The sequence below is a fragment of the Streptomyces sp. NPDC059989 genome, from assembly GCF_042736975.1.
Taxonomy (GTDB): domain Bacteria; phylum Actinomycetota; class Actinomycetes; order Streptomycetales; family Streptomycetaceae; genus Streptomyces.
Map to the genome: position 1 here is coordinate 131,858 of NZ_JBHWUO010000018.1, position 23,653 is coordinate 155,510.

Annotated in this window: 24 protein-coding genes; 11 read left to right on the forward strand and 13 right to left on the reverse strand. The window is 72.7% G+C overall.

The genetic code is table 11. From position 1 onward, the window contains the following. Window positions 1-163: 163 nt before the first annotated feature. Window positions 164-1,396: a threonine ammonia-lyase gene (ilvA, locus tag ACFWBN_RS18475; RefSeq protein WP_385177845.1), complete on the reverse strand. Its 1,233-nt coding sequence runs from the start codon at window positions 1,394-1,396 to the stop codon at window positions 164-166. Between the two features lie 252 nt (window positions 1,397-1,648). Between ilvA and ACFWBN_RS18480 the strand changes: the two genes are divergently transcribed. The 3 genes from ACFWBN_RS18480 to ACFWBN_RS18490 are packed head-to-tail and all read left to right on the forward strand — an operon-like array spanning window position 1,649 to window position 2,910. Further along, a complete protein-coding gene (locus ACFWBN_RS18480) occupies window positions 1,649-2,170 on the forward strand; it encodes a MarR family winged helix-turn-helix transcriptional regulator (RefSeq protein ID WP_385177847.1) in 522 nt (173 codons plus the stop codon). Between the two features lie 57 nt (window positions 2,171-2,227). Further along, on the forward strand, window positions 2,228-2,659 hold the full coding sequence (locus tag ACFWBN_RS18485) for a sigma factor-like helix-turn-helix DNA-binding protein (protein WP_385177849.1): 432 nt from the start codon (window positions 2,228-2,230) through the stop codon (window positions 2,657-2,659). Further along, window positions 2,656-2,910, forward strand: a complete 255-nt coding sequence (locus ACFWBN_RS18490; RefSeq protein ID WP_385177851.1) for a hypothetical protein — start codon at window positions 2,656-2,658, stop codon at window positions 2,908-2,910. Before ACFWBN_RS18485 ends, ACFWBN_RS18490 begins: the two co-directional genes overlap by 4 nt. Before the next feature lie 126 nt (window positions 2,911-3,036). Here ACFWBN_RS18490 and ACFWBN_RS18495 read toward each other — a convergent pair whose 3' ends face one another. Then, window positions 3,037-4,194: a cystathionine gamma-synthase gene (locus ACFWBN_RS18495; protein WP_385177853.1), complete on the reverse strand. Its 1,158-nt coding sequence runs from the start codon at window positions 4,192-4,194 to the stop codon at window positions 3,037-3,039. Between the two features lie 87 nt (window positions 4,195-4,281). Here ACFWBN_RS18495 and ACFWBN_RS18500 point away from each other — a divergent pair, with 87 nt between their 5' ends. Both ACFWBN_RS18500 and msrA read left to right on the forward strand, forming a co-directional pair. Continuing rightward, window positions 4,282-5,394 (forward strand): hypothetical protein, encoded by a 1,113-nt coding sequence (locus ACFWBN_RS18500; RefSeq protein WP_385177855.1) that lies wholly within the window; start codon window positions 4,282-4,284, stop codon window positions 5,392-5,394. Between the two features lie 109 nt (window positions 5,395-5,503). Beyond that, on the forward strand, window positions 5,504-6,166 hold the full coding sequence (gene msrA / locus ACFWBN_RS18505) for a peptide-methionine (S)-S-oxide reductase MsrA (RefSeq protein ID WP_385177857.1): 663 nt from the start codon (window positions 5,504-5,506) through the stop codon (window positions 6,164-6,166). A 31-nt stretch (window positions 6,167-6,197) separates the two neighbouring features. On the opposite strand, the gene ACFWBN_RS18510 is transcribed toward msrA, so the two are convergent. Both ACFWBN_RS18510 and ACFWBN_RS18515 read right to left on the reverse strand, forming a co-directional pair. After that, complete coding sequence (locus ACFWBN_RS18510; protein ID WP_385177859.1) at window positions 6,198-8,369, reverse strand: sulfatase-like hydrolase/transferase; 2,172 nt, start codon at window positions 8,367-8,369, stop codon at window positions 6,198-6,200. Window positions 8,370-8,507: 138 nt separating this feature from the next. Continuing rightward, window positions 8,508-9,554 (reverse strand): NAD(P)-dependent alcohol dehydrogenase, encoded by a 1,047-nt coding sequence (locus ACFWBN_RS18515; RefSeq protein WP_385177861.1) that lies wholly within the window; start codon window positions 9,552-9,554, stop codon window positions 8,508-8,510. A 214-nt stretch (window positions 9,555-9,768) separates the two neighbouring features. Between ACFWBN_RS18515 and ACFWBN_RS18520 the strand changes: the two genes are divergently transcribed. Further along, window positions 9,769-10,656, forward strand: coding sequence for a helix-turn-helix domain-containing protein (locus ACFWBN_RS18520; protein WP_385177863.1), 888 nt, complete (start codon window positions 9,769-9,771; stop codon window positions 10,654-10,656). On the opposite strand, the gene ACFWBN_RS18525 is transcribed toward ACFWBN_RS18520, so the two are convergent. The 3 genes from ACFWBN_RS18525 to ACFWBN_RS18535 form a co-directional block, all read right to left on the reverse strand. Further along, on the reverse strand, window positions 10,653-11,612 hold the full coding sequence (locus ACFWBN_RS18525; protein ID WP_385177865.1) for a GNAT family N-acetyltransferase: 960 nt from the start codon (window positions 11,610-11,612) through the stop codon (window positions 10,653-10,655). The genes ACFWBN_RS18520 and ACFWBN_RS18525 overlap by 4 nt on opposite strands. Window positions 11,613-11,751: 139 nt before the next feature. Continuing rightward, window positions 11,752-13,020 carry an Ig-like domain-containing protein gene (locus tag ACFWBN_RS18530; RefSeq protein WP_385177867.1) on the reverse strand — a complete coding sequence of 423 codons (1,269 nt, stop codon included), beginning with the start codon at window positions 13,018-13,020 and terminating at the stop codon, window positions 11,752-11,754. Window positions 13,021-13,153: 133 nt separating this feature from the next. Then, on the reverse strand, window positions 13,154-13,456 hold the full coding sequence (locus ACFWBN_RS18535) for a hypothetical protein (RefSeq protein ID WP_385177869.1): 303 nt from the start codon (window positions 13,454-13,456) through the stop codon (window positions 13,154-13,156). A gap of 146 nt (window positions 13,457-13,602) precedes the next feature. Here ACFWBN_RS18535 and ACFWBN_RS18540 point away from each other — a divergent pair, with 146 nt between their 5' ends. Then, window positions 13,603-13,926: a hypothetical protein gene (locus ACFWBN_RS18540; protein WP_385177871.1), complete on the forward strand. Its 324-nt coding sequence runs from the start codon at window positions 13,603-13,605 to the stop codon at window positions 13,924-13,926. A gap of 71 nt (window positions 13,927-13,997) precedes the next feature. Here ACFWBN_RS18540 and hutH read toward each other — a convergent pair whose 3' ends face one another. The 5 genes from hutH to ACFWBN_RS18565 all read right to left on the reverse strand — a co-directional run bounded on the left by hutH (window position 13,998) and on the right by ACFWBN_RS18565 (window position 20,214). Beyond that, complete coding sequence (hutH, locus tag ACFWBN_RS18545; protein WP_385177917.1) at window positions 13,998-15,539, reverse strand: histidine ammonia-lyase; 1,542 nt, start codon at window positions 15,537-15,539, stop codon at window positions 13,998-14,000. A gap of 356 nt (window positions 15,540-15,895) precedes the next feature. Further along, complete coding sequence (locus tag ACFWBN_RS18550) at window positions 15,896-17,011, reverse strand: diguanylate cyclase domain-containing protein (RefSeq protein WP_385177874.1); 1,116 nt, start codon at window positions 17,009-17,011, stop codon at window positions 15,896-15,898. 107 nt (window positions 17,012-17,118) lie between these two features. Continuing rightward, entirely contained in the window at window positions 17,119-17,952 is an 834-nt protein-coding gene (locus ACFWBN_RS18555; protein ID WP_385177876.1) for an enoyl-CoA hydratase/isomerase family protein, read from the reverse strand. A gap of 27 nt (window positions 17,953-17,979) precedes the next feature. Next, a complete protein-coding gene (locus ACFWBN_RS18560; protein ID WP_385177878.1) occupies window positions 17,980-19,134 on the reverse strand; it encodes an adenylate/guanylate cyclase domain-containing protein in 1,155 nt (384 codons plus the stop codon). 213 nt (window positions 19,135-19,347) lie between these two features. Continuing rightward, entirely contained in the window at window positions 19,348-20,214 is an 867-nt protein-coding gene (locus ACFWBN_RS18565; RefSeq protein ID WP_385177880.1) for a biotin--[acetyl-CoA-carboxylase] ligase, read from the reverse strand. A gap of 142 nt (window positions 20,215-20,356) precedes the next feature. On the opposite strand from ACFWBN_RS18565, the gene ACFWBN_RS18570 reads away from it, so the two are divergent. From ACFWBN_RS18570 to ACFWBN_RS18585, 4 genes are all read left to right on the forward strand, one after another. After that, complete coding sequence (locus ACFWBN_RS18570; protein WP_385177882.1) at window positions 20,357-21,943, forward strand: acyl-CoA carboxylase subunit beta; 1,587 nt, start codon at window positions 20,357-20,359, stop codon at window positions 21,941-21,943. A gap of 18 nt (window positions 21,944-21,961) precedes the next feature. Next, window positions 21,962-22,171 (forward strand): acyl-CoA carboxylase epsilon subunit, encoded by a 210-nt coding sequence (locus ACFWBN_RS18575; protein ID WP_385177884.1) that lies wholly within the window; start codon window positions 21,962-21,964, stop codon window positions 22,169-22,171. Window positions 22,172-22,283: 112 nt separating this feature from the next. After that, window positions 22,284-22,415, forward strand: a complete 132-nt coding sequence (mmpB, locus tag ACFWBN_RS18580) for a morphogenic membrane protein MmpB (protein WP_285440800.1) — start codon at window positions 22,284-22,286, stop codon at window positions 22,413-22,415. A gap of 20 nt (window positions 22,416-22,435) precedes the next feature. Next, window positions 22,436-23,056, forward strand: a complete 621-nt coding sequence (locus ACFWBN_RS18585; RefSeq protein ID WP_385177886.1) for a Maf family protein — start codon at window positions 22,436-22,438, stop codon at window positions 23,054-23,056. On the opposite strand, the gene ACFWBN_RS18590 is transcribed toward ACFWBN_RS18585, so the two are convergent. Further along, a complete protein-coding gene (locus ACFWBN_RS18590; RefSeq protein WP_385177888.1) occupies window positions 23,037-23,510 on the reverse strand; it encodes a hypothetical protein in 474 nt (157 codons plus the stop codon). The genes ACFWBN_RS18585 and ACFWBN_RS18590 overlap by 20 nt on opposite strands. Window positions 23,511-23,653: the final 143 nt, after the last annotated feature.

Sequence of the window (23,653 nt, forward strand, 5' to 3'; positions counted from 1 at the left end):
CCTAGGCAAATCTTATGGTCGCCGGACGAGCCTCGCCCGGCCGAACGGCGGACACGCCTCTGCCTCCCCGTCGCCCGGGGCGCACGTTATCGCGTTATATCGCGTGCCGCCACGGGAACGCGGTGACCACTTCCGCCCACGGCCGGCCGGCGCCGACCGCCGGCTAACCCATCACCCTGTACCCCGCGTTGTGCAGCGACCGCGCGACCTCCTTGCAGTGCTCCGGGCCCTTCGTCTCCAGGTGCAGCTCCACCTCCACCTCGGTGAGCCCGAGCCGCGGGTCGGTCCGGACGTGGCTCACGTCCAACACGTTCGCATCCACCACTGACAACACCCCCAGGAGCCCGGCCAGGGCCCCCGGCCGGTCGGCCACGCGCAGCCGCAGCGAGAGGTACCGGCCCGCCGCCGCCATGCCGTGGCGCAGGATCCGCTGGAGCAGCAGCGGATCGATGTTCCCGCCGGACAGGACGGCCACCACCGGGCCGCCGCCGTACAGTTCGGGCTCGCTCAGCAGCGCGGCGACCGTGCTGCACCCGGCCGGCTCGACCACCAGCTTGGCCCGCTCCAGACAGAGCAGCAGGGCGCTGGAGAGGGCGTCCTCGGAGACCGTGCGCACGTCGTCGAGGAGCTCGCCGATGATCCTGAAGGGGATGTCGCCGGGGCGGCCGACCTTGATGCCGTCCGCCATCGTGTTCGGGTTGTCGATCGACACCGGGTGCCCGACGAGCAGCGAGGGCGGGTAGGCGGCCGCGCCCGCCGCCTGGACGCCGATCACCTTGACGTCCGGCCGCAGCGCCTTCACGGCGACCGCGACGCCGGCCGCGAGACCGCCGCCGCCGATGCCGACGAGGATCGTGCGCACCTCGGGGCACTGCTCCAGGATCTCCAGGCCCACCGTGCCCTGGCCCGCGATGATGTCGCGGTGGTCGAAGGGGTGGATGAACACCGCCCCGGTGCGGTCCGCGTAGTCCTGGGCGGCGGCGAGGGTCTCGTCGACGACCGTCCCGTGCATGCGCACCTCGGCGCCGTACTCCTGGGTCGCGGCCACCTTCGGCAGCGGCGCCCCGACGGGCATGAACACCGTGGAGCGGACCCCGAGGAGGGAGGAGGCCAGGGCCACGCCCTGCGCGTGGTTGCCCGCGCTGGCCGCCACGACGCCGGCGGCCCGCTGCTCGGGGCGCAGCCCGGCGATGCGCACGTAGGCGCCGCGCAGCTTGAAGGAGCCGGTGCGCTGGAGGTTCTCGCACTTGAGGTGGACCGGGGAGCCGGTGAGCGAGGACAGGTGCCGGCTGCCCTCCATCGCGGTGACCCGGGAGACGCCGGACAGCATCTTCTGGGCTCCCCGGATGTCGTCGAGGATGACCTGCGGGACGGGCTGGGGCACGCGGTAGTTCATGCGGCCAGTCTCGCAGCCCGCGCGCGGCCCGGCTCGGGGCGACGGGAGGGGGTGCGGAGGGGGATGTGGAGGGGGGGCTGGAGTGGGGTGCGAAAGGGGGCGCGGAAGGGGCGAAATCTCGCCATCCGGGACGGCGGTGGAGCGGCCTCACGAACGGGCCGTATCAGTTCTTGTACGAGGCGTACGAGCCGCCGCACGGCCGCGTACTCTGTCCCCCATCCTTGTCGGACCACGCGAAGAGAGCCCACGGCCATGCCTTCCACCCAGGCCAATTCCGACCTGCCCGCGGCGGCCGAAGCGCCCGCCGGAGGCGGTCTCCTCGACGCGCTCCAGCACCAGGTGGCGGTTTTCGCCCGACGTGCCGAGCAGACCCGCCTGGGCGGTGTGGGCCAGGCCCGCAACTCGATGGACCGCGCCGCGTACCTCCTCCTGAACCGGCTCGACCTGCAGGGCCCGATGGGCGTCAAGGCGCTCGCCGGCGGCATGGGCATCGACTCCTCCACCGTGACCCGGCAGGTCGCGCCGCTGGTCGACAGCGGCCTGGTCAAGCGCACCTCGCACCCGGAGGACGGGCGGGCCGTGGTGCTCGCGCTGTCCCCGCGGGGGCTGGCGCGGCTGGAGGAGGTCCGCTCTTCGCGGCGCGAGCTGATGGCGCGCGTGACGGAGGGCTGGAGCGCGCAGGAGCGCGAGTCCTTCACCGCGCTGCTGACCCGCTTCAACCTGTCGCTGTCGGAGCTGATGGCGGCCGTCGCGGAGGCCGGCCCGGCGTCCTGAGCCGGGCCCGTCCGACCTCTTGACCCGGCCACTCCCGCTGCCCGCACTATGTGGGCTATGCGGGAGGTCGACCACGGGGGCCAACAGGCGGTCCCTTACGCGGAGTTCGAGGCCTTCGTCGCGGGCGCGGCGGGGCGGCTCCTGCACGTCGCGGTGCTGCTGACCGGTGAACCGGAGCCCGCGCGGCGGCTGTTGGCGGGCGCGCTGGCCCGTACGTACGCCAATTGGCGGCGCCTGCGCGGCGACGACCCGTACGACTTCACCCGCCAGGAGCTGTGCACCGCCTTCGCCCGCACCGGGTGGCGCCACCACGGGGGCACCGGGGTACTGGCCCGGCTGAGCCCGCAGGAGCGGCTGGTGCTGGTCCTGCGGATCTACGAGGGGGTCGCGGAGGAGGTCACGGCGGCGCAGCTGGGGCTGCCGGCGGAGCGGGTACGGGTGCTGTGCAATCGGGCCGTGGCGGCACTCCGCTCCCGGGAGGCGGCGTGAGCGGGCTCCCGGACCGGAAGGAAGCGCAGGTCAGGCGGCTCCTGGAGACCCCGTACCCGGCGGTCCCGGCCGACCTTGCCGCGGGCGCGGCGGCCCGCGGCGCCCGCCTGCTGCGCCGCCGCCGGGTGCTCCGCCGGTTCGGCTGGGCCGTCCTCTTCGCGGCGGCGGTGGCCTTCACGGTCTGGGCCTCCCTGACCCGCCCTTGGGCCGTGCCACCGAGCGGCATCTCCCCACCGCTGGAGGGCTGGTAGCCCGTCCCGCGTGCGCACCGCCGCTGCTGGGGCTCCGCCCCAGACCCTCCCCCAGACTCCGTCCGGGGGGACCCCCACGCCTCAAACGCCGGCGGGGCTATGAATAGCCCCGCCGGGGAGCAGCGGCTAGCCCAGCGCCTGCGTCAGGTCCGCCAGGAGGTCGTCGGCGTTCTCGATGCCCACCGACAGGCGAATCAGGTCCGCCGGAACCTCCAGCGCCGAGCCCGCCACCGACGCGTGCGTCATACGGCCCGGGTGCTCGATGAGGGACTCGACGCCGCCCAGGGACTCGGCCAGGGTGAAGATCTTGGTGCGGCCGCAGACCGCGACGGCCTCCGCCTCGCCGCCCAGGACGCAGAAGGACACCATGCCGCCGAAGTTCCGCATCTGCTTGGCCGCCACCTCGTGCCCCGCGTGGTCGGGCAGCCCCGGGTAGAGGACCTTGTGCACCTTGGGGTGGCGGGTCAGCATGTCCGCGATCTTCGTCGCGTTCTCGAAGTGCCGGTCCATGCGGACGGCCAGCGTCTTGATGCCCCGCAGCACGACCCACGAGTCGAACGGCCCGGCCACCGCGCCCATCGCGTTCTGGTGGTAGGCCAGCTCCTCGCCGAGCGCCGCGTCCGCGGTGACCAGCGCACCGCCGACGACGTCCGAGTGCCCGCCCATGTACTTCGTCAGCGAGTGCACGACCACGTCCGCACCCAGCGCCAGGGGCTGCTGGAGGTACGGCGAGGCGAAGGTGTTGTCCACGACCAGCTTGGCACCGGCCGTGCGCGCGATGTCGGCGACGACGGCGATGTCGGTGATGCCGAGCAGCGGGTTGGACGGGGTCTCGACCCAGATGACCTTGGTCTTCGGGGTGAGGGCGGCCCGCACGGACTCCGGGTCCGACGTGTCGGCCACCGACCACTCCACGCCCCAGCGGGAGACGACCTTCGCGAAGAGGCGGAAGGTGCCGCCGTACGCGTCGTTCGGGATGACCACGTGGTCGCCCGGGGAGAGCAGCGTACGCAGCAGGCAGTCCTCGGCGGCGAGGCCGGACGCGAAGGCGAGGCCGCGGCGGCCGCCTTCGAGCGCCGCGAGGTTCTCCTCCAGCGCGGTGCGGGTCGGGTTGCCGCTGCGGCTGTACTCGTAGCCGCCGCGCAGTCCGCCGACGCCGTCCTGCTTGTACGTGGATACCTGGTAGATCGGGGGTACGACCGCGCCGGTCTGCGGGTCCGCCGTGTTGCCCGCGTGGATCGCGCGGGTCTCGAAGCTCTGGTGCTCGTGGCTGTCGTCGCTCATGGTCAGAGCCTAAGCCCCGCCTGGGCTGCGCTCCTCTCGTGGCCCGCCATTGGCCTGCGGACCCCCGAGTCTGGTTCGCTTGGCGTTATGGAGATTATCTGGGTCGTGATGGGGTTCGCCCTGCTCGCCGCCATGACCGTTTCGTTCGTACGGGCCCGGCGCGGGGGCGGCGGCATCCGCCAGGTCGCGCCCGGCAGCCCCGACGCCGCCGACCCCGCGAACTACGGGTTCGACCGCCAGGAGGACCTGGACATCCGCATCCCGGGTCCCGACAACGACCTGATGGACGCCCTCGACAACGTCCGCCGCACCGGACAGTGGCAGGCGGCCTCGCAGCTGCTCGCCGGGACCCCGAAGGAGGGCGAGCAGCGCTGGCAGCGCGTGCAGGCCTTCGGCGGAGCCGCGGCGCTGGAACTCGTCCAGCAGCCGGGTGTCGGCGCGCAGTGGCTGAAGGCCTGGCGGCTGGAAGCGGAGAAGGACGCGGGCGGCGCGCAGGTGCACGCGGAGCTGCTGGTGCAGCAGGCGTGGCGGGCCTCGGGCGGTGTCGGCTCCGCCGACCACCGGATCATCCTGGAGGAGGCGCGGGAGGCGTGCCGCAAGGCGGCGCTGCTGTCGCCGGGCGACCCGGTCCCGTACATCACGGAGCTCGCGGTCGCGCGGGGCCTGGCCTACCCGGAGGCGGAGTTCGACGAGCTGTGGGCGAAGGTCATCGACCGGGCGCCGCAGCACATGGGCGCGCACCTGGCGGCGCTGCACTACTGGTGCGAGAAGTGGCACGGCTCGCGGCAGAAGGCCGACGCCTTCTCGCACGCGGCGGCGGCCCGCGCCCCGCAGGGTTCGCTGCTGGCGGCGCTGCCGCTGTTCGCGCTGTACGAGAACCTGCCGGACGTGATCATGACCGGGGGCTTCTACCGGAGCGAGTCCGTGACGCGGGCGGTCGAGGGCGCGCTGTACGCGGTGCACACGGCGCGGCAGGACGACCCGATGCTGGCGCACGTACGGCACCTGCTGCTGCTGTTCCTGGTCAACATGGAGCGCTGGGCGGAGGCGATGGAGCAGGTGCGGCACGTGGACGGGTACGTGGGCGCCCTGCCGTGGTCGGCCTCGGAGGACCCGGCGGCGCAGTACGCGATCTACCGGGCGCTGGCGGTGGCCGGGTACGAGGCGAACGGCGGCTCGCCGGCGACGCTCCCGCACTGACGGCGGCGGCGACGGCGACGGCGGCGGCGGCCCGGCGGGGCCGGTCGGGGAATCCCGGGGTGGCGTTCGCCGTTATCGGGAGACCACGGAGACCATCAGGAGGGAATCCATGTTCTCGTACCGCCGCACGCCCGAGCTTCCCACCCGCGAGGAGGCCCTGAAGGGCCGCGCGGAGCCGCTCTTCGGGCTGCCCGCCGTCCACACGGTGCTCGGCAACCCCCTCGCGGGTCCCTACCCCGCCCACCTCCAGGTCGCCGACTTCGGGCTGGGCTGTTTCTGGGGTGCCGAGCGCAAGTTCTGGCAGACCCCGGGGGTGTGGACCACCCTGGCCGGCTACCAGGGCGGTTTCACCGAGAACCCGACCTACGAGGAGGTCTGCTCGGGCCTGACCGGCCACACGGAGGTCGTCCGCGTGGTCTTCGACCCGTCGCTCGTCTCCTACGCGACCCTCCTCAAGGTCTTCTGGGAGTCCCACGACCCCACCCAGGGCTTCCGCCAGGGCAACGACGTCGGCACCCAGTACCGCTCGGCGATCTACACCCACTCCCCCGACCAGCAGGCGACGGCGGACGCCTCCCGCACGGCCTACCAGCAGGTCCTGGCCTCCTCGGGCTACGGCGACATCACCACGGCCGTCCTCCCGGCGGCGGACCGCCCCTTCTGGCCCGCTGAGGCCCACCACCAGCAGTACCTGGACAAGAACCCGGGCGGCTACTGCGGCATCGGCGGCACGGGCGTCTCCTGCCCGATCGGCGTGGCCGCGGCGGAGTGACCTCCGGGCCGGGCTCCGGCCTCGTAGGGCCTCAGACCACCGTCACGTGGGCGCGGGCCCACGAGGTGTGGTCGAAGGAGGAGCGGGCGTTGGCGTCCTCGACCACCAGGTGGAGGAGGCGGACGCCCGTGACGTCGAGGTCGATGGCCGTGGGACCGCCCGCGCCCGTGAGGGTGGCGGTGGTGAGGAGGGTGCGGCCGTCGCCGCGGACGATGGCGCGGGTGGCTCCGACCGAGGACTGCTTCGTGGAGAAGTCGTCGATGCCGACGAGCGCCGTGAAGCGGGAGGCCCGGCCGCCGAGGTGGTAGACGATCTCCGAGGGGGCGTGCACTCCGAGGCCCTTGGCGTACGTCACCCCGCCGAAGGCGATCGGAGTGCCGTCGCCCGCCGCCTGCTTTCCGTTGGAGCGGTCGAGCTCCACCGGGCCCCAGCCGTTGGCGGCCGAGACCCACGGGAGGTCGCTGAGGTAGCTGTCCTGCGCGGGCGGGGCCGGCAGGGGCGTGTAGCGGGTGGGCGCCGTGAAGCGTAGGGACGACGAGGTGGTGGCCTGCGGAACGATCAGGGCGGGCGCCGTCGAGGGCGGGGTCACCTTCCACGTCGTCGTCAGGGACTCGCCCGGGGCGAGGGAGGGCGCGGTCGTCGCGGTCGTCGCCGTGGCCGTCCAGCCCGACGGGACCGGGAGGGTGACGCGTACGTCGGGCCAGGGGCGGGTCGTACCGTTCGAGACGGTCGTGGTGACCGTGGCGGCCGACGCGTCCACGACCGCCGTCAGGCCCCACGGGCGGCGCACGTACGTGTCCGACCAGGAGGCGCGGAGCAGGGCGGTGAGGGAGGAGACCACCGACGGGTTCTTCGCCGCCACGTCGTTCTTCTCGGCGAGGTCCGTCGTCAGGTTGTAGAGCTCGAACTCCCACTTCGAGTCCGCCACGGTCCGGTCCCGCGCCGGGGCGAACCGTACGGCCTTCCACTGGTCCTTGCGGATCGCTTCCGCCACCTGCTTCGCCCGGCCGCCGTCCGCCGTGTTCGCCCGGCTGGTGACGCCCTGCTCGTCCCGGTACCAGTACAGGTGGTTGTGGATCGGGGCGAGTGCGGGGGCGCCGTTCAGGACCGGGGCCGCCGAGAGGCCGTCGATGTCCGAGGGGGCCGGGGCGCCGCCCGCCAGCTCGGCGAGGGTGGGCAGCACGTCGTACAGAGGGGTGGGGCGGGCGCTGGTGGTGCCGGCGGCGATCCGGCCCGGGGCCCAGGCGATGAGCGGGACGCGGACGCCGCCCTCGTACAGGTTGCGCTTGTAGCCGCGCAGGGGGCCGTTGGCGTCGAAGAGGTCGGGGTTCACGCCGCCTTCCTCGTGCGGGCCGTTGTCCGAGGCCACCAGGACGACCGTCCGCTCCGCGATCCCGTGCGCCTTGAGCCGGTCCACCACCGCGCCGACCTGGGCGTCGAGGAGGCTGATCTGCGCCGCGTGCGCCTTGTTGGCCTGTGTCCACGACTGCGAGGCGTACGCGCCGACGTCGGGGATGTCGCTGGGTGCGTGCGGGAGGTTCGGGGCCAGGAAGAGGAGGAAGGGGTCCGGGCCGGCCGCGTGGGCGTCGATGAAGCCGAGGGCGCGCTCGGCGATCGCGGTGGGGGCGAACGTGCCGGTCGGGACCGTCTCCTTGGCATCGTCGTGCCAGAGGTACGTCGGGTAGTACTCGTGGGCGTGGGTGTGGTCGATGTACCCGTAGAACTCGTCGAAGCCCCGCGCGCCCGGGTGGCTCGGCTGATCCCCGGCCTCCGGTCCGAAGCCCCACTTGCCGAAGAGGCCCGTACGGTAGCCCCGCGCCCGGAGCACCTCCGCGAAGGTGGTGTCCCCGGCGCCGAGGCTGCCCTGGCCGCCGCTGGAGGGGTTGGCCCGGACGGCGGCGTGGCCGGTGTGCAGGCCGGTGAGCAGGGCGGCCCGGGAGGGCGCGCAGACGGCCGCCGCGGAGTAGGCGTCGGTGAACCGGAGCCCCTCGGCGGCGAGTCGGTCGAGGTGCGGGGTGGTGATGAGCTTCTGGCCGTACGCTCCGAGGTCGCCGTAGCCCAGGTCGTCGGCCAGGATCACCACGAGGTGGGGCGGAGCGGCGGCCTCGGCGGCCGACGCCGCCGCGGGCGCGGGCAGTTGGGGAAGGGCGGCGAGGCCCACGGCGGCCGCGGATCCGGCGAGGAAGTGACGGCGGCTGGGCATCGCGAACTCCTGTACTGCTACGGGCGGCTGGTCGGTGTGGTGATCATCCGCAATCACGGGCCGCCGATGCCATGGACGCGGCATGAAGAACACGTGACACCGATTACCGGATCGGCCCGGCCCGCCGCCCCGGCCCGGTCAGATGGTCGAGGCGTCGATCACGAAGCGGTAGCGGACGTCGCCCGCCTGCACCCGCTCGTACGCCTCGTTGACCTGGTCCACGCCGATCACCTCGATCTCCGCGCCCAGTCCGTGCTCGGCACAGAAGTCCAGCATCTCCTGGGTCTCGGCGATGCCGCCGATCATCGACCCGGCCAGGGTCTTGCGGCCGACGATGACGGAGAAGAGGTTGAGCGAGACCGGCTCCTCCGGGGCGCCGACGTTCACCAGTGCGCCGTCGACCTTCAGCAGGCCGAGGTAGGCGTCCAGGCCGATCGGCGCGGAGACGGTGGACAGGATCAGGTCGAAGCTGCCGCGCAGCTCCTCGAAGGTGGTCTCGTCGTCCGTGGCGTAGTAGTGGGAGGCGCCGAGCCGCAGGCCGTCCTCCTTCTTGCCCAGCGACCGGGACAGTACGGTCACCTCGGCCCCCAGCGCGGCCGCGATCTTCACGCCCATGTGTCCGAGACCGCCGAGGCCGACGATGGCGACCTTCTTGCCGGGGCCCGCCTGCCAGCGCCGCAGCGGGGAGTAGAGGGTGATGCCGGCGCACAGCAGCGGCGCGGCGGCGTCGAGGGCGAGGCTGTCGGGGATGCGGACGGTGTAGTTCTCGTCGACGACGACGTGGGTGGAGTATCCGCCGTACGTGGGCTCGCCGTTCCTGTCGAGGGCGTTGTAGGTGCCGGTCATGCCCTCGGCGCAGAAGTGCTCCTGGCCGGCCAGGCAGTACGCGCACACGCGGCAGGAGTCGACGAAGCAGCCGACGCCCACCCGGTCCCCGACGGCGAACCTGGTGACGCCCGGGCCGACTTCGGCGACGACTCCGGCGATCTCGTGCCCGGGGACCATGGGGTAGATGCCTTCGCCCCAGCCGTCGTGGACCTGGTGGATGTCGGAGTGGCAGATGCCGGCGTACTTGATGTCGATGAGGACGTCGTGCTCGCCGACGGGGCGGCGCGGGACGGTGGTGCGCTCCAGCGGGGCCTTGGGGGCGGGGGCGGCGTAGGCGGCGACCTGGGTGACGGACATGGGGGTGCTCCTCGGCGGTGACGCTGGTTCTCGTGGTGAGGGGGTGACGGCCGCCGCGGTGCGAAGGGCATCCGTGCCGCGGTGGCGGTGCCCAGCCTGTCCGGCCGGACGGCACCCACCCAGCCCCCTGTCCTGCCTAGGACTGGCGAACCTACCCCTGGCGGGGTCAGGAACAAGCCGGCCCGGCGGCCCGCCGCCCGGCGATACTGGCGCCATGGACCAGGTTGATCACGGAGCGTGCCTCGGCGAGTTCCTCCGCTCCCGCCGCGCGCGGCTGCGCCCCCAGGACGTGGGCCTGCCGGAGTACGGGCGCCACCGGCGCGTCCCCGGGCTGCGCCGCGAGGAGCTGGCGCAGCTGGCGGGGGTGTCGGTCGCGTACTACACGCGCCTGGAGCAGGGCGCCGGGCACAACGCCTCGACGGAGGTCCTGGAGGCGATCGCACGGGCGCTGCGGCTGGACGCGACGGAGCAGGCGCACCTGATGCACCTGGCGCGCCCGAACACCCGCAGGCGCCGCCAGAACACCCGCCCCCAGCAGGTCCGGCCGGAGCTGCGGACACTGCTGGACGCGATGGACGGCGTACCGGCGTACCTCGTGGGGCGGCGCCAGGACGTCATCGGCTGGAACCGGCTGGCGGCCGCGGTGTTCGGGGACTTCGGGGCGCTGCCGGCGCAGGAGCGGAACCTGGTGCGGCTGGTGTTCCTGGACCCGGCCACGGCCGAGCTGTACGCGGAATGGGAGTGCCGGGCCTGCGAGGTGGTGAGCAATCTGCGCATGTACGCGGGCCGGCACCCGGACGACGCTCAGCTGACGGCTCTGGTCGGGGAGCTGTCGGTGAAGAACGAGGAGTTCCGGCGGCTGTGGGCGGCCCACACGGTGGCGGACAAGACGCACGGGGTCAAGAAGCTGCGGCATCCGCTGGTGGGCGCGCTGGACCTGCACTTCGAGACGCTGACCCTCCCGGGCGACCCCGAGCAGTGCCTGGTCACCTTCCACCCGGCACCGGACTCGCCGTCAGCGGACGCCCTGCGCCTGCTGTCGTCGTGGACGCAGCAGGAACCGGTGCCCGCACCCCAGACCTCAAGCCACAACCAGGGCTAGGGCTGGAGCTTCAGCTGGAAGACGGCCGCATCGCGCTCCCACCGGTAGCCCAGGGCCTCGTTCACCGCCCGCATCGGGGTGTTCTCGTCGGCCACCGTCGTTCCGATCTGCCGCAGGGCCGGGTACCGCCCGGCGGCCTCCGCCTCCATGCGGCGCTTCACCGCCCGGCCGAGGCCGTGGCCCCGGTGGGCGGGGACGACGGCCGTGTCGTACTGGAGGGCGCGCGCGCCCGAGGGGTCCGGCAGGACGAGTTCCGTGTACGCCGCGACCTCTCCGGCGGGGGTGACCGCGGCGACCGTGGTCATCTCCCCGCCCCGGTCCAGCACCAACTGCTGCGCCGCGTGCAGCCGCTGCGCCGTCCAGGACTTGATCTGCCCGTCCGTGTCCCCGCTCGGTGCGTCCTCCATCGCCCCGTGGGCCACGGCGGCCGCGCCGGCCCAGTCGTCGGGCACCAGGCCGTGCCAGGTCAGCAGTTCGTAGCCGGGCGTGGCCGGGACCTCGGCCTGCTCCGCTCCGCCGATCTCCCGCACGTACCAGGCCATGGGCAGCACGTTCTCGAAGCCGAGGGACTCGGCGAAGGCCTGCCCCGGGCCGCCGAGGTCCACTTCGGCGGCCACCGAGGTCCGGTCCTCGGCGAGCAGTTGCTCGCGGATCCGCTGCCACAGGGCCGTACCGACACCCCGGCGGCGCGCGTCGGGGCGTACGGCCAGGAGGTCCAGGAACGCGGTGTGGGTGTTGCCCTCGTCCGTGAACAGGATCAGCGCCGCGACGCCCTCCTCGGCCGCCCAGTACACGCTCCGGCCCCGCGCGGGCGCCACGCGCAGCCGCCCGGCGACCTCCACCCGGGTCGGAGCGGGCACCTCCGGCAGGTCGGTGCGGTGCGCGGCGGCGACGACCGCGGCCCAGGCGTCGACTTCGGTGTCGGTCGGGGGTACGGACAGTTCGTTGATCATCATGCCCCGGACCCTAAGCGATCACGGTCGTGTCCGTACCTGGCCAGGAGGACGGAGGACGGAGGGCGAAAGACGGACGGCGGGGAGCCCGTGAGGGCTCCCCGCCGTCCGTCTTCGTCAGGAGGTCGGGCCGTGCGGCGGGTCAGACGGCCGCGCCGGCCTTCCACTCCGCCCAGCTCATGTTCCAGCCGTTGAGGCCGTTGTCCGGCTTGATGGTCTTGTCCGGGGAGTTGACGACGGTGACCACGTCGCCGATGAGCGAGTTGTCGAAGAACCAGGCGCCCGGCTGGTTCGGGTCGTTCGCACCCTTGGCGTCGTTCAGGCCGACACAGCCGTGGCTGGTGTTCACGCTGCCGAAGACCGAGTCCGAGCCCCAGTAGTTGCCGTGGATGAAGGTGCCGGAGGTCGACAGGCGCATCGCGTGCGGTACGTCCTTGATGTCGTACTCGCCCTTGCCCTCTTCGTTCTTGAAGCCGACGGTGGAGCCGTCCATCCGGGTCTCCTTGAACTTCTCGGAGATCACCATCTGACCGTTGTAGGTCGGGTTCTCCGGGGAGCCCGCCGAGATCGGGATGGTCTTGAGGACCGCGCCGTCCCGGGTGACCGTCATCTTCTTGGTCTTGGTGTCGACCGTGGAGACCTGGCTGCGGCCGATCTTGAAGGTGACCGTCTTGTTCTGGACGCCCTGGACGCCGGGAGCGCCCTGGACGCCCTCCAGCGCCAGCTTCAGCGTGACGGTGGAGTTCGCCTGCCAGTACTGCTCCGGGCGGAAGTCCAGCCGCTGCGCGCCGAACCAGTGGCCGACGACTTCCTGGCCGCTGCTGGAGGTGACCGAGATGGCGGCCTGGACGGCCTTCCGGTCCTGGATCGGCTTGTTGAAGGTGATCGAGACCGGCATGCCCACGCCGACGGTCTGACCCTCGTCCGGTATGAACGAGCCGACGAAGCTGTTCTCCGGGGAGACCGTGGTGAAGGAGGCGTTCTCGTGCGCCTCGCGGCCGTCGGCGTCCTTCGCCGTCGCCGACAGGGCGTACTTGGTGGAGCGCTTCAGCGCTCCGTCGGGCTTCCAGCTCTTGCCGTCGGCCGCGATCTTGCCGGCCACGGCAGTGCCTTCGGAGGTCTTCAGCTCGACGCTCGTGAGGGTGCCGTCGCTGACGGCGACGTTCGTCGCGTCGTTGAGGCCGACGTTGGTGGCGCCGTCCTTCGGCGTGATGGCTATTCGGGCCTTGGAGGCGTCCTTGGCCGCCGCCGCGTCGACATCCGCCTGGGACTTTCCGGTCTCCGACGCGGCCGGCTTCCCGCCGTCCCCGTCACTGCAGGCCGAGAGCATCAGTACACCGCCGAGCACGGCGGACACGGCCACCAGGGACCTTCTCCGCCGCTTGCTGTCCGTCCTCACACGCCACTCCATCGTTGCCGGAAATCCCGGGGCTGCCGTCCCGGGATTGGCCGGGCAGGGGGAAGCATCCCCCTGCCTCGTCCTGACAACGCGTTAACGTCGCGGATCGGTTCCACATTCCGTTGGGATGTGGGCAACCACACGGTCAGGCGTTGTCGGTCTCTTCGTCGAAGTCCCCATCTTCCTCGCCCAGGTCCCACTCCATGGACTCGGGGTCGTATTCCACGGGCTCGCTGCTCCAGGAGGCCTGCGCCAGCTCCACGCCGGGGATCTCCGCGACCAGGTCGGTGGGGTCGACCAGGTAGGCCAGGGCCTCCGATTCGTCCTCGCGGACGGCCGACTCGGCGTGGCCGCGCTCCTCGTCCGGCATGAACTCGTCGGCCTCGATGTGTGCGAGGGCGGCTCCGGTCAGTGCATCCGGATCCGGAACCTCCAGTACCAAATCCACCCGAAGGCGTACGAATCGTGATGTCTCAGAAGGGTTCATACGACGGAGCGTAAGCCCGAGGAACCCCCGACTTTCCCACGACCCGCCCCTTTCCGTAGCATCACCGCACACGGCCAATTCGCTGCTGCCACAAGGGGGATCGCACCGTGTCCGCACGCCGTCCGCTGCTCACCGCTCTCGGAGCGACCACCCTCCTCGGCGCCCTCTGGTTCGTACCCTCGGCCAACGCCACCGCACCAGGGGCCTCGCACGGCCACTCCGGCGCGCCCGCCGCCGCGAACAGCGCGGGCGCAGAGAGCACCGCGCCCGACGCCGAAGGCGAGGCGCAGACGGGCTCCCGGCCGGTTCCGCTCTCGCTCGCCGACACCGGCTCGATCGACACCACCCCGTACCTCCTGGGCGGTACGGTCTGCCTCGGCATCGGGGCCGGCTTCGTCACGTTCTCGGTACGCCGCTCCCGCGCGCTGTAGGGCCCCGCGCCACGCGGAAAGGGCCGCCCCGGTCGGGACGGCCCTTTCGCACACCTTGCCTGCGGGCGGGGTCAGGCCAGCGGGCCCGTCACGCCCTCCACCGCGGCGACGAGCGCGCCCGTACGGACGAACTCGTCGGCGGCGGCCAGGTCAGGGGCGAGGAAACGATCCGGCCCGGGACCCTGCACACCCGCCGCGCGGGCGGCCTCGATCGCGGCCAGGCTCGCCGGGGCCGCGGTGAGCCCGTGGCGCAGCTCGATGGCGCGGGTTGCCGCGTACATCTCGATGGCGATGATCCGGGTCAGGTTGTCGACGGCGGTACGGAGCTTGCGCGCGGCCGACCAGCCCATCGAGACGTGGTCCTCCTGCATGGCGGAGGAGGGGATCGAGTCGGCGGAGGCAGGCACCGCGAGCCGCTTCATCTCGCTGACCAGGGCGGCCTGCGTGTACTGGGCGATCATCAGACCGGAGTCCACGCCGGCGTCGTCCGCGAGGAACGGCGGCAGGCCGTGCGAGCGGTTCTTGTCGAGCAGCCGGTCGGTGCGGCGCTCGGCGATGGACCCCAGATCCGCGGCGGCGATGGCCAGGAAGTCCAGGACGTACGCGACCGGGGCGCCGTGGAAGTTGCCGTTGGACTCCACGCGCCCGTCGGGCAGCACCACCGGGTTGTCGACCGCGGCGGCCAGCTCCCGGGAGGCCACCAGGGCGGCGTGCGCCATGGTGTCGCGGCCCGCGCCGGCGACCTGCGGGGCGCAGCGCACGGAGTAGGCGTCCTGCACGCGCGGGGCGGACTCCTCCTGGAAGTGCCCGGTGAGCCCGGAGCCCTTCAGCACGGCGGCCATGTTGGCGGCGGAGGCGCCCTGGCCCGGGTGCGGGCGGATGGCGTGGAGCTCGGGCTGGAGGACCTTCTCGGTGCCGAGCAGCGCCTCCAGGGTCAGCGCGGCGGTGATGTCGGCGGAGGTGTAGAGCCTGCCGAGGTCGGCGAGGGCCATCACCAGCATGCCGAGCATGCCGTCGGTGCCGTTGAGGAGGGCGAGGCCCTCCTTCTCGCGGAGCTCGACGGGCTCGATCCCGGCCTCGGCGAGCAGCTCGCCGGCGGGCCGGACGACCCCGTCAGGACCCTCCGCGTCCCCCTCGCCCATGAGCGCGAGCGCGCAGTGGGAGAGCGGCGCGAGGTCGCCGGAGCAGCCGAGGGAGCCGTACTCGTGGACGACGGGGGTGATCCCGGCGTTGAGCACGTCGGCCATGGTCTGGGCGACGGAGGGGCGCACGCCGGTGTGCCCGGAGGCGACGGTCTTGAGCCGCAGGAACATCAGCGCGCGGACGACCTCCCGCTCGACGCGCGGGCCCATGCCGGCGGCGTGCGAGCGGACGATGTTGCGCTGGAGCTGGGCGCGCAGCTCGGGGCTGATGTGCCGGGAGGCGAGGGCACCGAAGCCGGTGGACACCCCGTAGACGGGCTCGGGCTTGGCGGCGAGCGCGTCGACGATCTCGCGGGCACGGGCGAGCGCGTCGAGGGCCTCGCCGGACAGCTCGACCCGCGCGTTGCCGCGGGCGACGGCGATGACGTCCTCGGCGGTGGTCCCGGACGTCCCCACCACGACAGTGTGCATATCCATATTCAGCACCCTACGGATTGAATCGCTTCATGTCACCCCTTCCAGGGGCGGGGTCTTCGGGGCGGCACCTCCGCTCGGCGCGGGGCCCTGCGGGCTCCGCCCGCACCCGCGCCTCAAACGCCGGCGGGGCTGGATCCGGCCGCTGCCGTCACGCCGGAGGCGCTGGAATTGCGCTACGCGCACTTTCCGGCGGACGCCGGCCAAAATCCAGCCCCTCCGGCGTTTGAGGAGCGGGGTTCGGGGCAGAGCCCCGGTTCTTGACGGGCGGACGACGGCCCAGGGACGCCAAACCAGCCCCGCCGGCGTTTGAGGCGCGGGGTCTGGGGCGGAGCCCCAGGACGTGGGGGGGGTCACTGCCGGCCCCGGAAGCGGCGGCGTTCGCCCGAGGCGGCTTCGGCCGCAGCGTCGGCCAAGCGCACCACCGCGGTGTCGCGCCCCGCGACAACCGGCTTGGGGGAGCGCGCCGCCTTCGCCTTGTACTGCGCCGCATCGGCGAGCCGGAACAGCCTCCGCGAGGACTTCACCAGCCCGATCGGATCTCCGGTCGACGCCACCCCGCAGGCCACCCCCTCCCCCAGCTCCAGCTCCGCGGCCCGCGTGCACAGCTCCTCGGTGACCCGTACCACCTCGTCCGCCGTCGGCCCGACCCCGACCAGGCAGAACTCGTCACCGCCCAGCCGCGCGACCAGCGCCCCCGGCAGCATCGCCCCGCACAGGCTCAGCACCGACCCGAAGCGCTCCAGCAGCCGGTCGCCCATGGCGTGGCCCAGGGTGTCGTTGACCTTCTTCAGGCCGTTCAGGTCGCAGACGACCAGGCTGACCACGGCCCCCGTCCGCCGGTGCTCCTCCAGGGCCTCGTCGAGCCGCATGTCGACGGCCCGCCGGTTCGCGAGCCCGGTCAGCGGGTCGGTGAAGGCGAGCCGCCGGGCCTCCTCCAGCCGCTCGTTCTGCGCGAGCCCGGCCGCGACCACGGCGGCGAGCACGGTCGCGAACTCGGCGTCGTCCTCGTCGAAGTCGGGCAGCCCCTCGTCCCGGGCGACGTACAGCTCGCCCCAGGCCCGCCCGCTCAGCACGATCGGCGCGACCACGCAGGTGCCGCGCCCGCGCCGCCGCAGGGCCTCGCCGCGCCGGCCCGGCCGGTCGCCGACGGCGTTCTCGACCCAGGCGTGCGGGCCGCCGCCGCCCGCCCACCGTTCGTGCAGGAACTCGGTGATCTCGGGGAAGTCGTGCACCGGATAGGACTCGTCCTCGGGGAACTCCACCTCCCCGGGCCGCCGCTCCCCCTCGTTCACGAGCACCCGCAGGCGCCCCCGCTCCCGTTCCCACGCCGAGATCGCGGCGAACGACCCGTCCATCGCCGTCCGCGCCCCCCGCGCGGCCGCACGCACACTGTCCCGCGGCGCGTTGGCCGCGGCCATCGCCTGCGCGAGGCCCACCACGGCTCGCAGCCGCCCGTCGACTCCCATCACCCCAGGTTAGGGAGTTTTGTCTGATTTGGTGACAATTGGCGCGACTTTCAGTGGCGACAAGATCACAAGGGGTGACCGGCGGTGGTCCGCCGCCCCCGCCGCCCCTACTGCCCCGGCCAGTTCGGCTTGCGCTTCTCGTTGAACGCCGCCACGCCCTCCGCCCGGTCCCCCGAGAAGGCCACCGTCCGCCAGGCCGCGTCCTCGATCTCCAGACCGGCCGCCAGGTCCATCCCGTGCCCCAGCCGCAGCGCCCGCTTGGCCGCCCGCAGACCCACCGGGGAGTTCGCCGCCATCCGGGCCGCCAGCACCAGCGCCTGCTCCCGGTCCCCGCCCGCCGGAACCACCGAGTCCACCAGACCCAGGGACAGCGCCTCGGCCGCCTCCACCCGGCGCGCCGTGAAGATCAGCTCGGCCGCCCGCGCCGCGCCCACCCGGCGCGGCAGCAGCTGCGTGCCCCCGCCGCCCGGGATCACGCCCACCGACACCTCGGGCAGGCCCACCACGGCCGTCTCGTCGGCGACGATCACATCGCAGGCCAGGGCCAGCTCGAAGCCGCCGCCCAGGGCGAAGCCGTGCACGGCGGCGATCGTGGGCATCGGCAGCTCCAGCACGCCCCCGTACGCACCCCGCGTGGTCGGCCGCTGTCGCACCAGCTCGGCGTCCGACAGCGAGTTCCGCTCCTTGAGGTCCGCACCGACGCAGAACGCCCGTTCCGCGGTGGAGGAGAGCACGACCACCCGTACGGAAGGATCGGCGGCCAGCGCGGCGCACGCGGCGCCGATGTCGCGCGCCATGGCCGTGGACACCGCGTTCATCGCCTTCGGGCGGTCCAGGGCCAGCTCCACGACCCCGTCGTCACCGTGCCGGCGCACCGAAACGAACTCCGACTCGAACGCAGACGCGGAGGCAGAGACGGCTGCGGACTCGGACTCGGACATAGGACAGACCCTCCCGGTTAACGAACGTTACCCGGGGATCTTAGGCTTGCGCCGCGTCAGCGACCAGGGCTCCACGACACCCAGCCCGCGCACCGGCCGCTGCCACATCGGCTGGAGCGCGAAGCGGTACCCGCCGCCGCCCTCCTCCGACTCGGCCTCCTTCTCCGAGACCGGCGCGGCGCCGGTCCGGCCCAGCTCCTCGGCCATCGCCCCGTCCACCAACACCGCGTCCTTCGGCGCTATGGACGTCAACCGGCTCGCGAGGTTCACCGTGGTCCCGAAGACATCGCCCATCCGGGTCGTCACGGTGCCGAAGGCGATCCCGACCCGCAGCTCGGGCATCTGCGCGTCGGCCTCCATCGTCTCGATGAGCCGCAGCGCGATCTCGGCCGCCGTCGCCGCGTCGTCGGCGCAGTACAGGACCTCGTCGCCGAGGGTCTTGATCAGCCGGCCGCCGTGCGCGGCCACCAGGTCCGCCGAGGTCGTCTCGAAGGACTCGACCAGCTCGCCGAGCTCCTCCTCCTCCAGCCGCCGCGTCAGCCGGGTGAAGCCCACCAGGTCGGCGAAGCCCACCGCGAGCCGCCGGTCGACCATCTCCTCGTCGTCCGCCGCCTGCACCACGCGCCCGGTGGCGGCCGCCAGCTGGCGCCGCCACACGTAGACGAGGAACTCCTCCAGCTCGGGCAGCAGCAGCTCCACGAGGGGGTACGTGACCTCCGTACGGGTCATGCCCGGCTCCGGCGGCTCCGTCAGCCCCTCCAGGAAGGAGTCGATCTGCCATTCCGCCAGCCGGGCCGTGGTCTGCCCGGTGGACCGGGCCACCTGCACCGCCATCGGCTCGGACAGCAGCCCGGCCTCCACCAGGCCGGCGAGCCGGCGCAGCGCCAGTACGTCGGCCTCCGTCAGCGCCTTGGCCTGGCCGATGTCGGCGAAGCCCATGGCCCGCCAGAAGCGGGAGGCGAGCTCCATCGAGACCCCCGCGCTACGGGCGGCCTGGAAGGGCGTGTACCGGCGCTCGGCGCCGAGGATCAGCTGCTCCAGCCGGATCGCGAGGGGGTCCGCCGTCGGCTGCGCCGTGTGGTCGACCTCGTGGTGGGGGTGGTGCTGATCGCGCCCGATGGGGGTGCCGGGACCGGTGGGCCCGTGGGCGGACGCGCTGGACGTAGGGTCGTCGACGGTCAAGGGCCGCCTCCTGTCCATTCCGTGCGCAATGCCCTGTCGAACCGGTTGATCACCACGAGCACCGGGATCGCCTAAACCATACGGCAGGTGTGCCGTAGCTCACTCCCCCTCCCCGCGGAATTCGGCCCCGCCGGCGTTTGGGCCGCCGGGGGCTCGGGGGCGGAGCCCCCGCGGCGGCGCCGCACCCGAGCCCGATCGGCGAGAACCCCGTGGTCAGTGGACGGACCGCAGGTGGACCACGTCACCCGCACCGACCGCCTCGTGCGCCCCTTCGGCCGTACGGATCACCAGGCGGCCGTCGGTGTCGACCGCTTCGGCCGTTCCGGTGAGAGTGCGGCCGCCGGGGAGCTCCGCGCGGACGTGCCGGCCGAGGGTGGCGCAGCCGGCCGCGTAGGTCTCCTGGAGGCCGCTGGCGGCGGGGTCGCCGCCGGCCGCGCGCCAGTTCCCGTACCACTGCTCCAGGGCCCGCAGTACGGCCCTCAGCAGCGGGTCCCGGTCGGTCACGGCGGCCTTGGCCAGGGCGAGGGACCCGGCGGCCGGCACCGGCAGCTCGTCCTCGGTCAGGGTGACGTTGAGGCCGATCCCGATGACCACGCCGTCGGCGACCCGCTCGGCGAGGATCCCGCCGGTCTTGCGCTCCTCCCCGTCCACGCTGACCAGCAGGTCGTTGGGCCACTTGAGGGCGGTGTCCACGCCCGCCGCCCGGGACAGCCCGGCCGCGGTGGCCACCCCGGCCAGCAGGGTCAGCCACCCCCACCGCTCCTGGGGCACGGCCTCGCCCGGCTTGAGCAGGACGGAGAAGAACAGCCCGGACCGGGCGGGCGCGACCCAGCTCCGGTCGAGCCGCCCGCGCCCGGCGGTCTGCTCCTCGGCGACGAGCACGGCCCCCTCGGGCAGCTCCGCGGCCCGCGCGGCGAGATCGGAATTGGTCGACCCGGTGGCGGCCACCACCTCCAGGGAGGTCCACAGACCTCCCTCCACGACCAGGGCCCGCTGAAGGCCGGCGGCATTGAGGGGCGGCCGGTCCAGGCTCGACCAGCGTCCGTCGGAAGCACCTGCTGAAGCATCTGATGGCGTCATGCAACCCACAGTAGGTGTGTCAAACGCCGCACTGCCGAGCGCCATGCCCGCCGATACGCTACGCACCAGTAGCCAGCCGTAGTCATTCAATTGACCAGGCAGTTGACATGCAGTTGACACCACGCAGGGAGCCGCGACCCCGATGTCACAACCGTCAGAGCCGATCGACATGCACACCACCGCGGGCAAGATCGCGGACCTGCAGCGCCGCATCGACGAGGCCACCCATGCCGGATCCGCGCGGGCCGTGGAGAAGCAGCACGCCAAGGGCAAGCTGACGGCGCGTGAGCGGGTGGCCCTGCTGCTGGACGAGGGCTCGTTCGTCGAGCTGGACGAGCTCGCCCGGCACCGTTCCACCAACTTCGGGCTGGAGAAGACCCGCCCGTACGGCGACGGCGTCGTCACCGGTTACGGCACCGTCGACGGACGCCCGGTCGCGGTGTTCTCGCAGGACTTCACCGTCTTCGGCGGCGCCCTCGGCGAGGTCTACGGCCAGAAGATCATGAAGGTCATGGACTTCGCGCTGAAGACCGGCTGCCCGCTCATCGGCATCAACGACTCCGGCGGCGCCCGCATCCAGGAGGGCGTCAGCGCGCTGGGCATGTACGGCGAGATCTTCCGCCGGAACGTGCACGCCTCCGGCGTGATCCCGCAGATCAGCCTGATCGTCGGGCCCTGTGCGGGCGGCGCCGTGTACTCGCCCGCCATCACCGACTTCACGGTCATGGTCGACCAGACCTCGCACATGTTCATCACCGGCCCGGACGTCATCAAGACGGTCACCGGCGAGGACGTCGGCTTCGAGGAGCTGGGCGGGGCGCGCACGCACAACAGCACCTCCGGCGTCGCGCACCACATGGCGGGTGACGAGAAGGACGCCATCGAGTACGTGAAGTCCCTGCTCGCCTACCTTCCGTCGAACAACCTCTCCGAGCCGCCCGCCTTCCCGGAGGAGGCGGACACCGAGGTCAGCGACCTCGACCGCGAGCTCGACGTACTGATCCCGGACAGCGCGAACCAGCCGTACGACATGCACACCGTGATCGAGCACGTGCTCGACGACGGCGAGTTCCTGGAAACGCAGTCGCTCTTCGCGCCGAACATCCTCACCGGCTTCGGCCGGGTCGAGGGCCACCCGGTGGGCATCGTCGCCAACCAGCCGATGCAGTTCGCCGGCTGCCTGGACATCGACGCCTCCGAGAAGGCGGCGCGGTTCGTCCGTACGTGCGACGCCTTCAACGTCCCGGTGCTGACGTTCGTGGACGTGCCGGGCTTCCTGCCGGGCACGGACCAGGAGTACAACGGAATCATCCGGCGCGGCGCGAAGCTGATCTACGCGTACGCGGAGGCGACCGTGCCCCTGATCACCGTCATCACCCGCAAGGCCTTCGGCGGCGCGTACGACGTCATGGGCTCCAAGCACCTGGGTGCCGACCTGAACCTGGCGTGGCCGACGGCCCAGATCGCCGTCATGGGCGCACAGGGCGCGGTGAACATCCTGCACCGGCGCGACATCGCGGAGGCGGAGAATGTGGAGGAGACCCGCGCACGGCTCATCGCCGAGTACGAGGACGCGCTGCTCAACCCGTACACGGCCGCCGAGCGCGGTTACATCGACGCGGTGACCATGCCGTCCGAGACCCGGGCGCACGTGGTGAAGGGGCTGCGGCAGCTGCGCACCAAGCGGGAGTCCCTGCCCCCGAAGAAGCACGGCAACATCCCCCTCTAGCCCCTCCAGGAGGTCTCTGTGGTGATCAAGGTCGTCAAGGGCAATCCGACCCCGGAGGAGCTGGCCGCCGCACTGGCGGTGGTCCAAGCGCGCGCGGCGGCGCTGGCCTCCGCGCCGTCGGGCGCGCCCCGGGTCGCGGACGAGTGGTCGACGCCGGCCCGGGTGGCACGGCGCCGGCTGCCGCGGCCGGGGCCGCGCGCGTGGGGTCGTACGTACTGGCCCGGCTAGGTCCGGCCGCACCCGGGTCAGACCCCGGAAACGGAATATGGCGCGAACGGACGGTGGCGCCTGAGTACCCGTACTCAGGCGCCACACGCGCCCGCGGGGACAGGATCGGGGCATGCTCTGGTCCGATCCGAAGAACGAGCCGCCGAAGGACATGCGCGACGCGCAGGCGATGATCCGGCGGATGACCGTAGTGCTCGCCCTCGCCATGCTCGTCGTGGTCTACGTCCTGGGCGTGGGCTTCTAGGGCGCCCCTACGATGGCCCCATGACCGTCACTCCGCTGCCCGCGAACGGGCGCAAGCTCGTCCTCGCCTCCGCCTCCCCCGCCCGGCTGAACCTGCTGCGGCAGGCCGGGCTCGCCCCCCACGTGATCGTCAGCGGGTTCGACGAGGACGCCCTGAACCACGACGAGCCGGCCGCCCTGGCCCTCGCGCTGGCCGAGGCGAAGGCGGCCGTCGTGGCGGCCCTGGACGAGGCCGCGGGCGCGCTGGTGATCGGCTGTGACTCCGTACTGGAGCTGGACGGGGAGGCGCTGGGCAAGCCCGCGGACGCCGAAGAGGCCACCGCGCGCTGGAAGTCGATGCGCGGGCGGTCCGGGGTCCTGCGCACGGGGCACTGCGTGATCGACACGGCGGACGGCCGTCAGGTCTCGGCGACGGCCTCCACGACGGTCCACTTCGGCGAGCCCACGGACGCGGAGGTGGCCGCGTACGTGGCGAGCGGCGAGCCGCTGCACGTGGCGGGCGCGTTCACCCTGGACGGGCTGTCCGCGCCGTTCATCGAGGGCATCGACGGGGACCCCGGCAACGTGATCGGGCTGTCGCTGCCGCTGCTGCGCTCCCTGCTGGGCGAACTGGGCGTGTCCATCACGGACTTGTGGGCTTGAGCTCCCCGAGCGGCGGAGGCGGCGTGTCCCGTACGTCGCCGCCGTCCGCGGCTCCGTTCCCGCGCCGCCCGGCGTAGAGCGTCAGGGTCAGTACGAGCAGGCACAGGATCAGCATCATCACCGCGAAGGCGCCCCAGCCGACCAGGGCGACGGTGAGGACGCCGAGCACCCCGTGGGTGACCGCGGCGGAGACGAGCACGACGCGGGCGAAGCGGCCGGGCTCCCGGTCGCGTATCGCGGCGAGGGCGGTGAGCACGGCGCACAGGAGCAGGAAGGCCCCCATGCCCGCCCCGAGGGCGTAGGTTGCCTTGGACATGACATCCGGATCGCTGCCCGCGATGGACATCGACTGGTTCGCCGTGGTCCTGCCCAGCACGATGTGGACGAGCACGAGCACGGCCGCTTCCGCGACAAGCACGATCGCGGCCAATCCGGCCACGAGTCTGCGCAGCACGACGTACCCACCCCCCACGCGTCACAAGCCTGTTCGACGCCTGGAGGCTACTAACGGGTAAACGTGCGGACAAGGGGTCCGGGCGGCTTCGTTACGGTAGGACTCCCGCACGGCGATCAAGCAAGGAAAATGTGGGCCGTTCG

Excerpts from the sequence above, each read along its gene's own strand:
- hutH (WP_385177917.1), bottom strand. The coding sequence starts at position 15,539 with ATGCACACTGTCGTGGTGGGGACGTCCGGGACCACCGCCGAGGACGTC.
- ACFWBN_RS18520 (WP_385177863.1), top strand. The coding sequence starts at position 9,769 with ATGGACCAGGTTGATCACGGAGCGTGCCTCGGCGAGTTCCTCCGCTCC.
- ACFWBN_RS18485 (WP_385177849.1), top strand. The coding sequence starts at position 2,228 with ATGCGGGAGGTCGACCACGGGGGCCAACAGGCGGTCCCTTACGCGGAG.
- ACFWBN_RS18480 (WP_385177847.1), top strand. The coding sequence starts at position 1,649 with ATGCCTTCCACCCAGGCCAATTCCGACCTGCCCGCGGCGGCCGAAGCG.
- ACFWBN_RS18565 (WP_385177880.1), bottom strand. The coding sequence starts at position 20,214 with ATGACGCCATCAGATGCTTCAGCAGGTGCTTCCGACGGACGCTGGTCG.
- ACFWBN_RS18525 (WP_385177865.1), bottom strand. The coding sequence starts at position 11,612 with ATGATGATCAACGAACTGTCCGTACCCCCGACCGACACCGAAGTCGAC.
- ACFWBN_RS18550 (WP_385177874.1), bottom strand. The coding sequence starts at position 17,011 with ATGGGAGTCGACGGGCGGCTGCGAGCCGTGGTGGGCCTCGCGCAGGCG.
- ACFWBN_RS18500 (WP_385177855.1), top strand. The coding sequence starts at position 4,282 with ATGGAGATTATCTGGGTCGTGATGGGGTTCGCCCTGCTCGCCGCCATG.
- ACFWBN_RS18530 (WP_385177867.1), bottom strand. The coding sequence starts at position 13,020 with ATGGAGTGGCGTGTGAGGACGGACAGCAAGCGGCGGAGAAGGTCCCTG.
- ACFWBN_RS18585 (WP_385177886.1), top strand. The coding sequence starts at position 22,436 with ATGACCGTCACTCCGCTGCCCGCGAACGGGCGCAAGCTCGTCCTCGCC.
- ACFWBN_RS18570 (WP_385177882.1), top strand. The coding sequence starts at position 20,357 with ATGTCACAACCGTCAGAGCCGATCGACATGCACACCACCGCGGGCAAG.
- ilvA (WP_385177845.1), bottom strand. The coding sequence starts at position 1,396 with ATGAACTACCGCGTGCCCCAGCCCGTCCCGCAGGTCATCCTCGACGAC.
- msrA (WP_385177857.1), top strand. The coding sequence starts at position 5,504 with ATGTTCTCGTACCGCCGCACGCCCGAGCTTCCCACCCGCGAGGAGGCC.
- mmpB (WP_285440800.1), top strand. The coding sequence starts at position 22,284 with ATGCTCTGGTCCGATCCGAAGAACGAGCCGCCGAAGGACATGCGCGAC.
- ACFWBN_RS18495 (WP_385177853.1), bottom strand. The coding sequence starts at position 4,194 with ATGAGCGACGACAGCCACGAGCACCAGAGCTTCGAGACCCGCGCGATC.
- ACFWBN_RS18555 (WP_385177876.1), bottom strand. The coding sequence starts at position 17,952 with ATGTCCGAGTCCGAGTCCGCAGCCGTCTCTGCCTCCGCGTCTGCGTTC.
- ACFWBN_RS18515 (WP_385177861.1), bottom strand. The coding sequence starts at position 9,554 with ATGTCCGTCACCCAGGTCGCCGCCTACGCCGCCCCCGCCCCCAAGGCC.
- ACFWBN_RS18510 (WP_385177859.1), bottom strand. The coding sequence starts at position 8,369 with ATGCCCAGCCGCCGTCACTTCCTCGCCGGATCCGCGGCCGCCGTGGGC.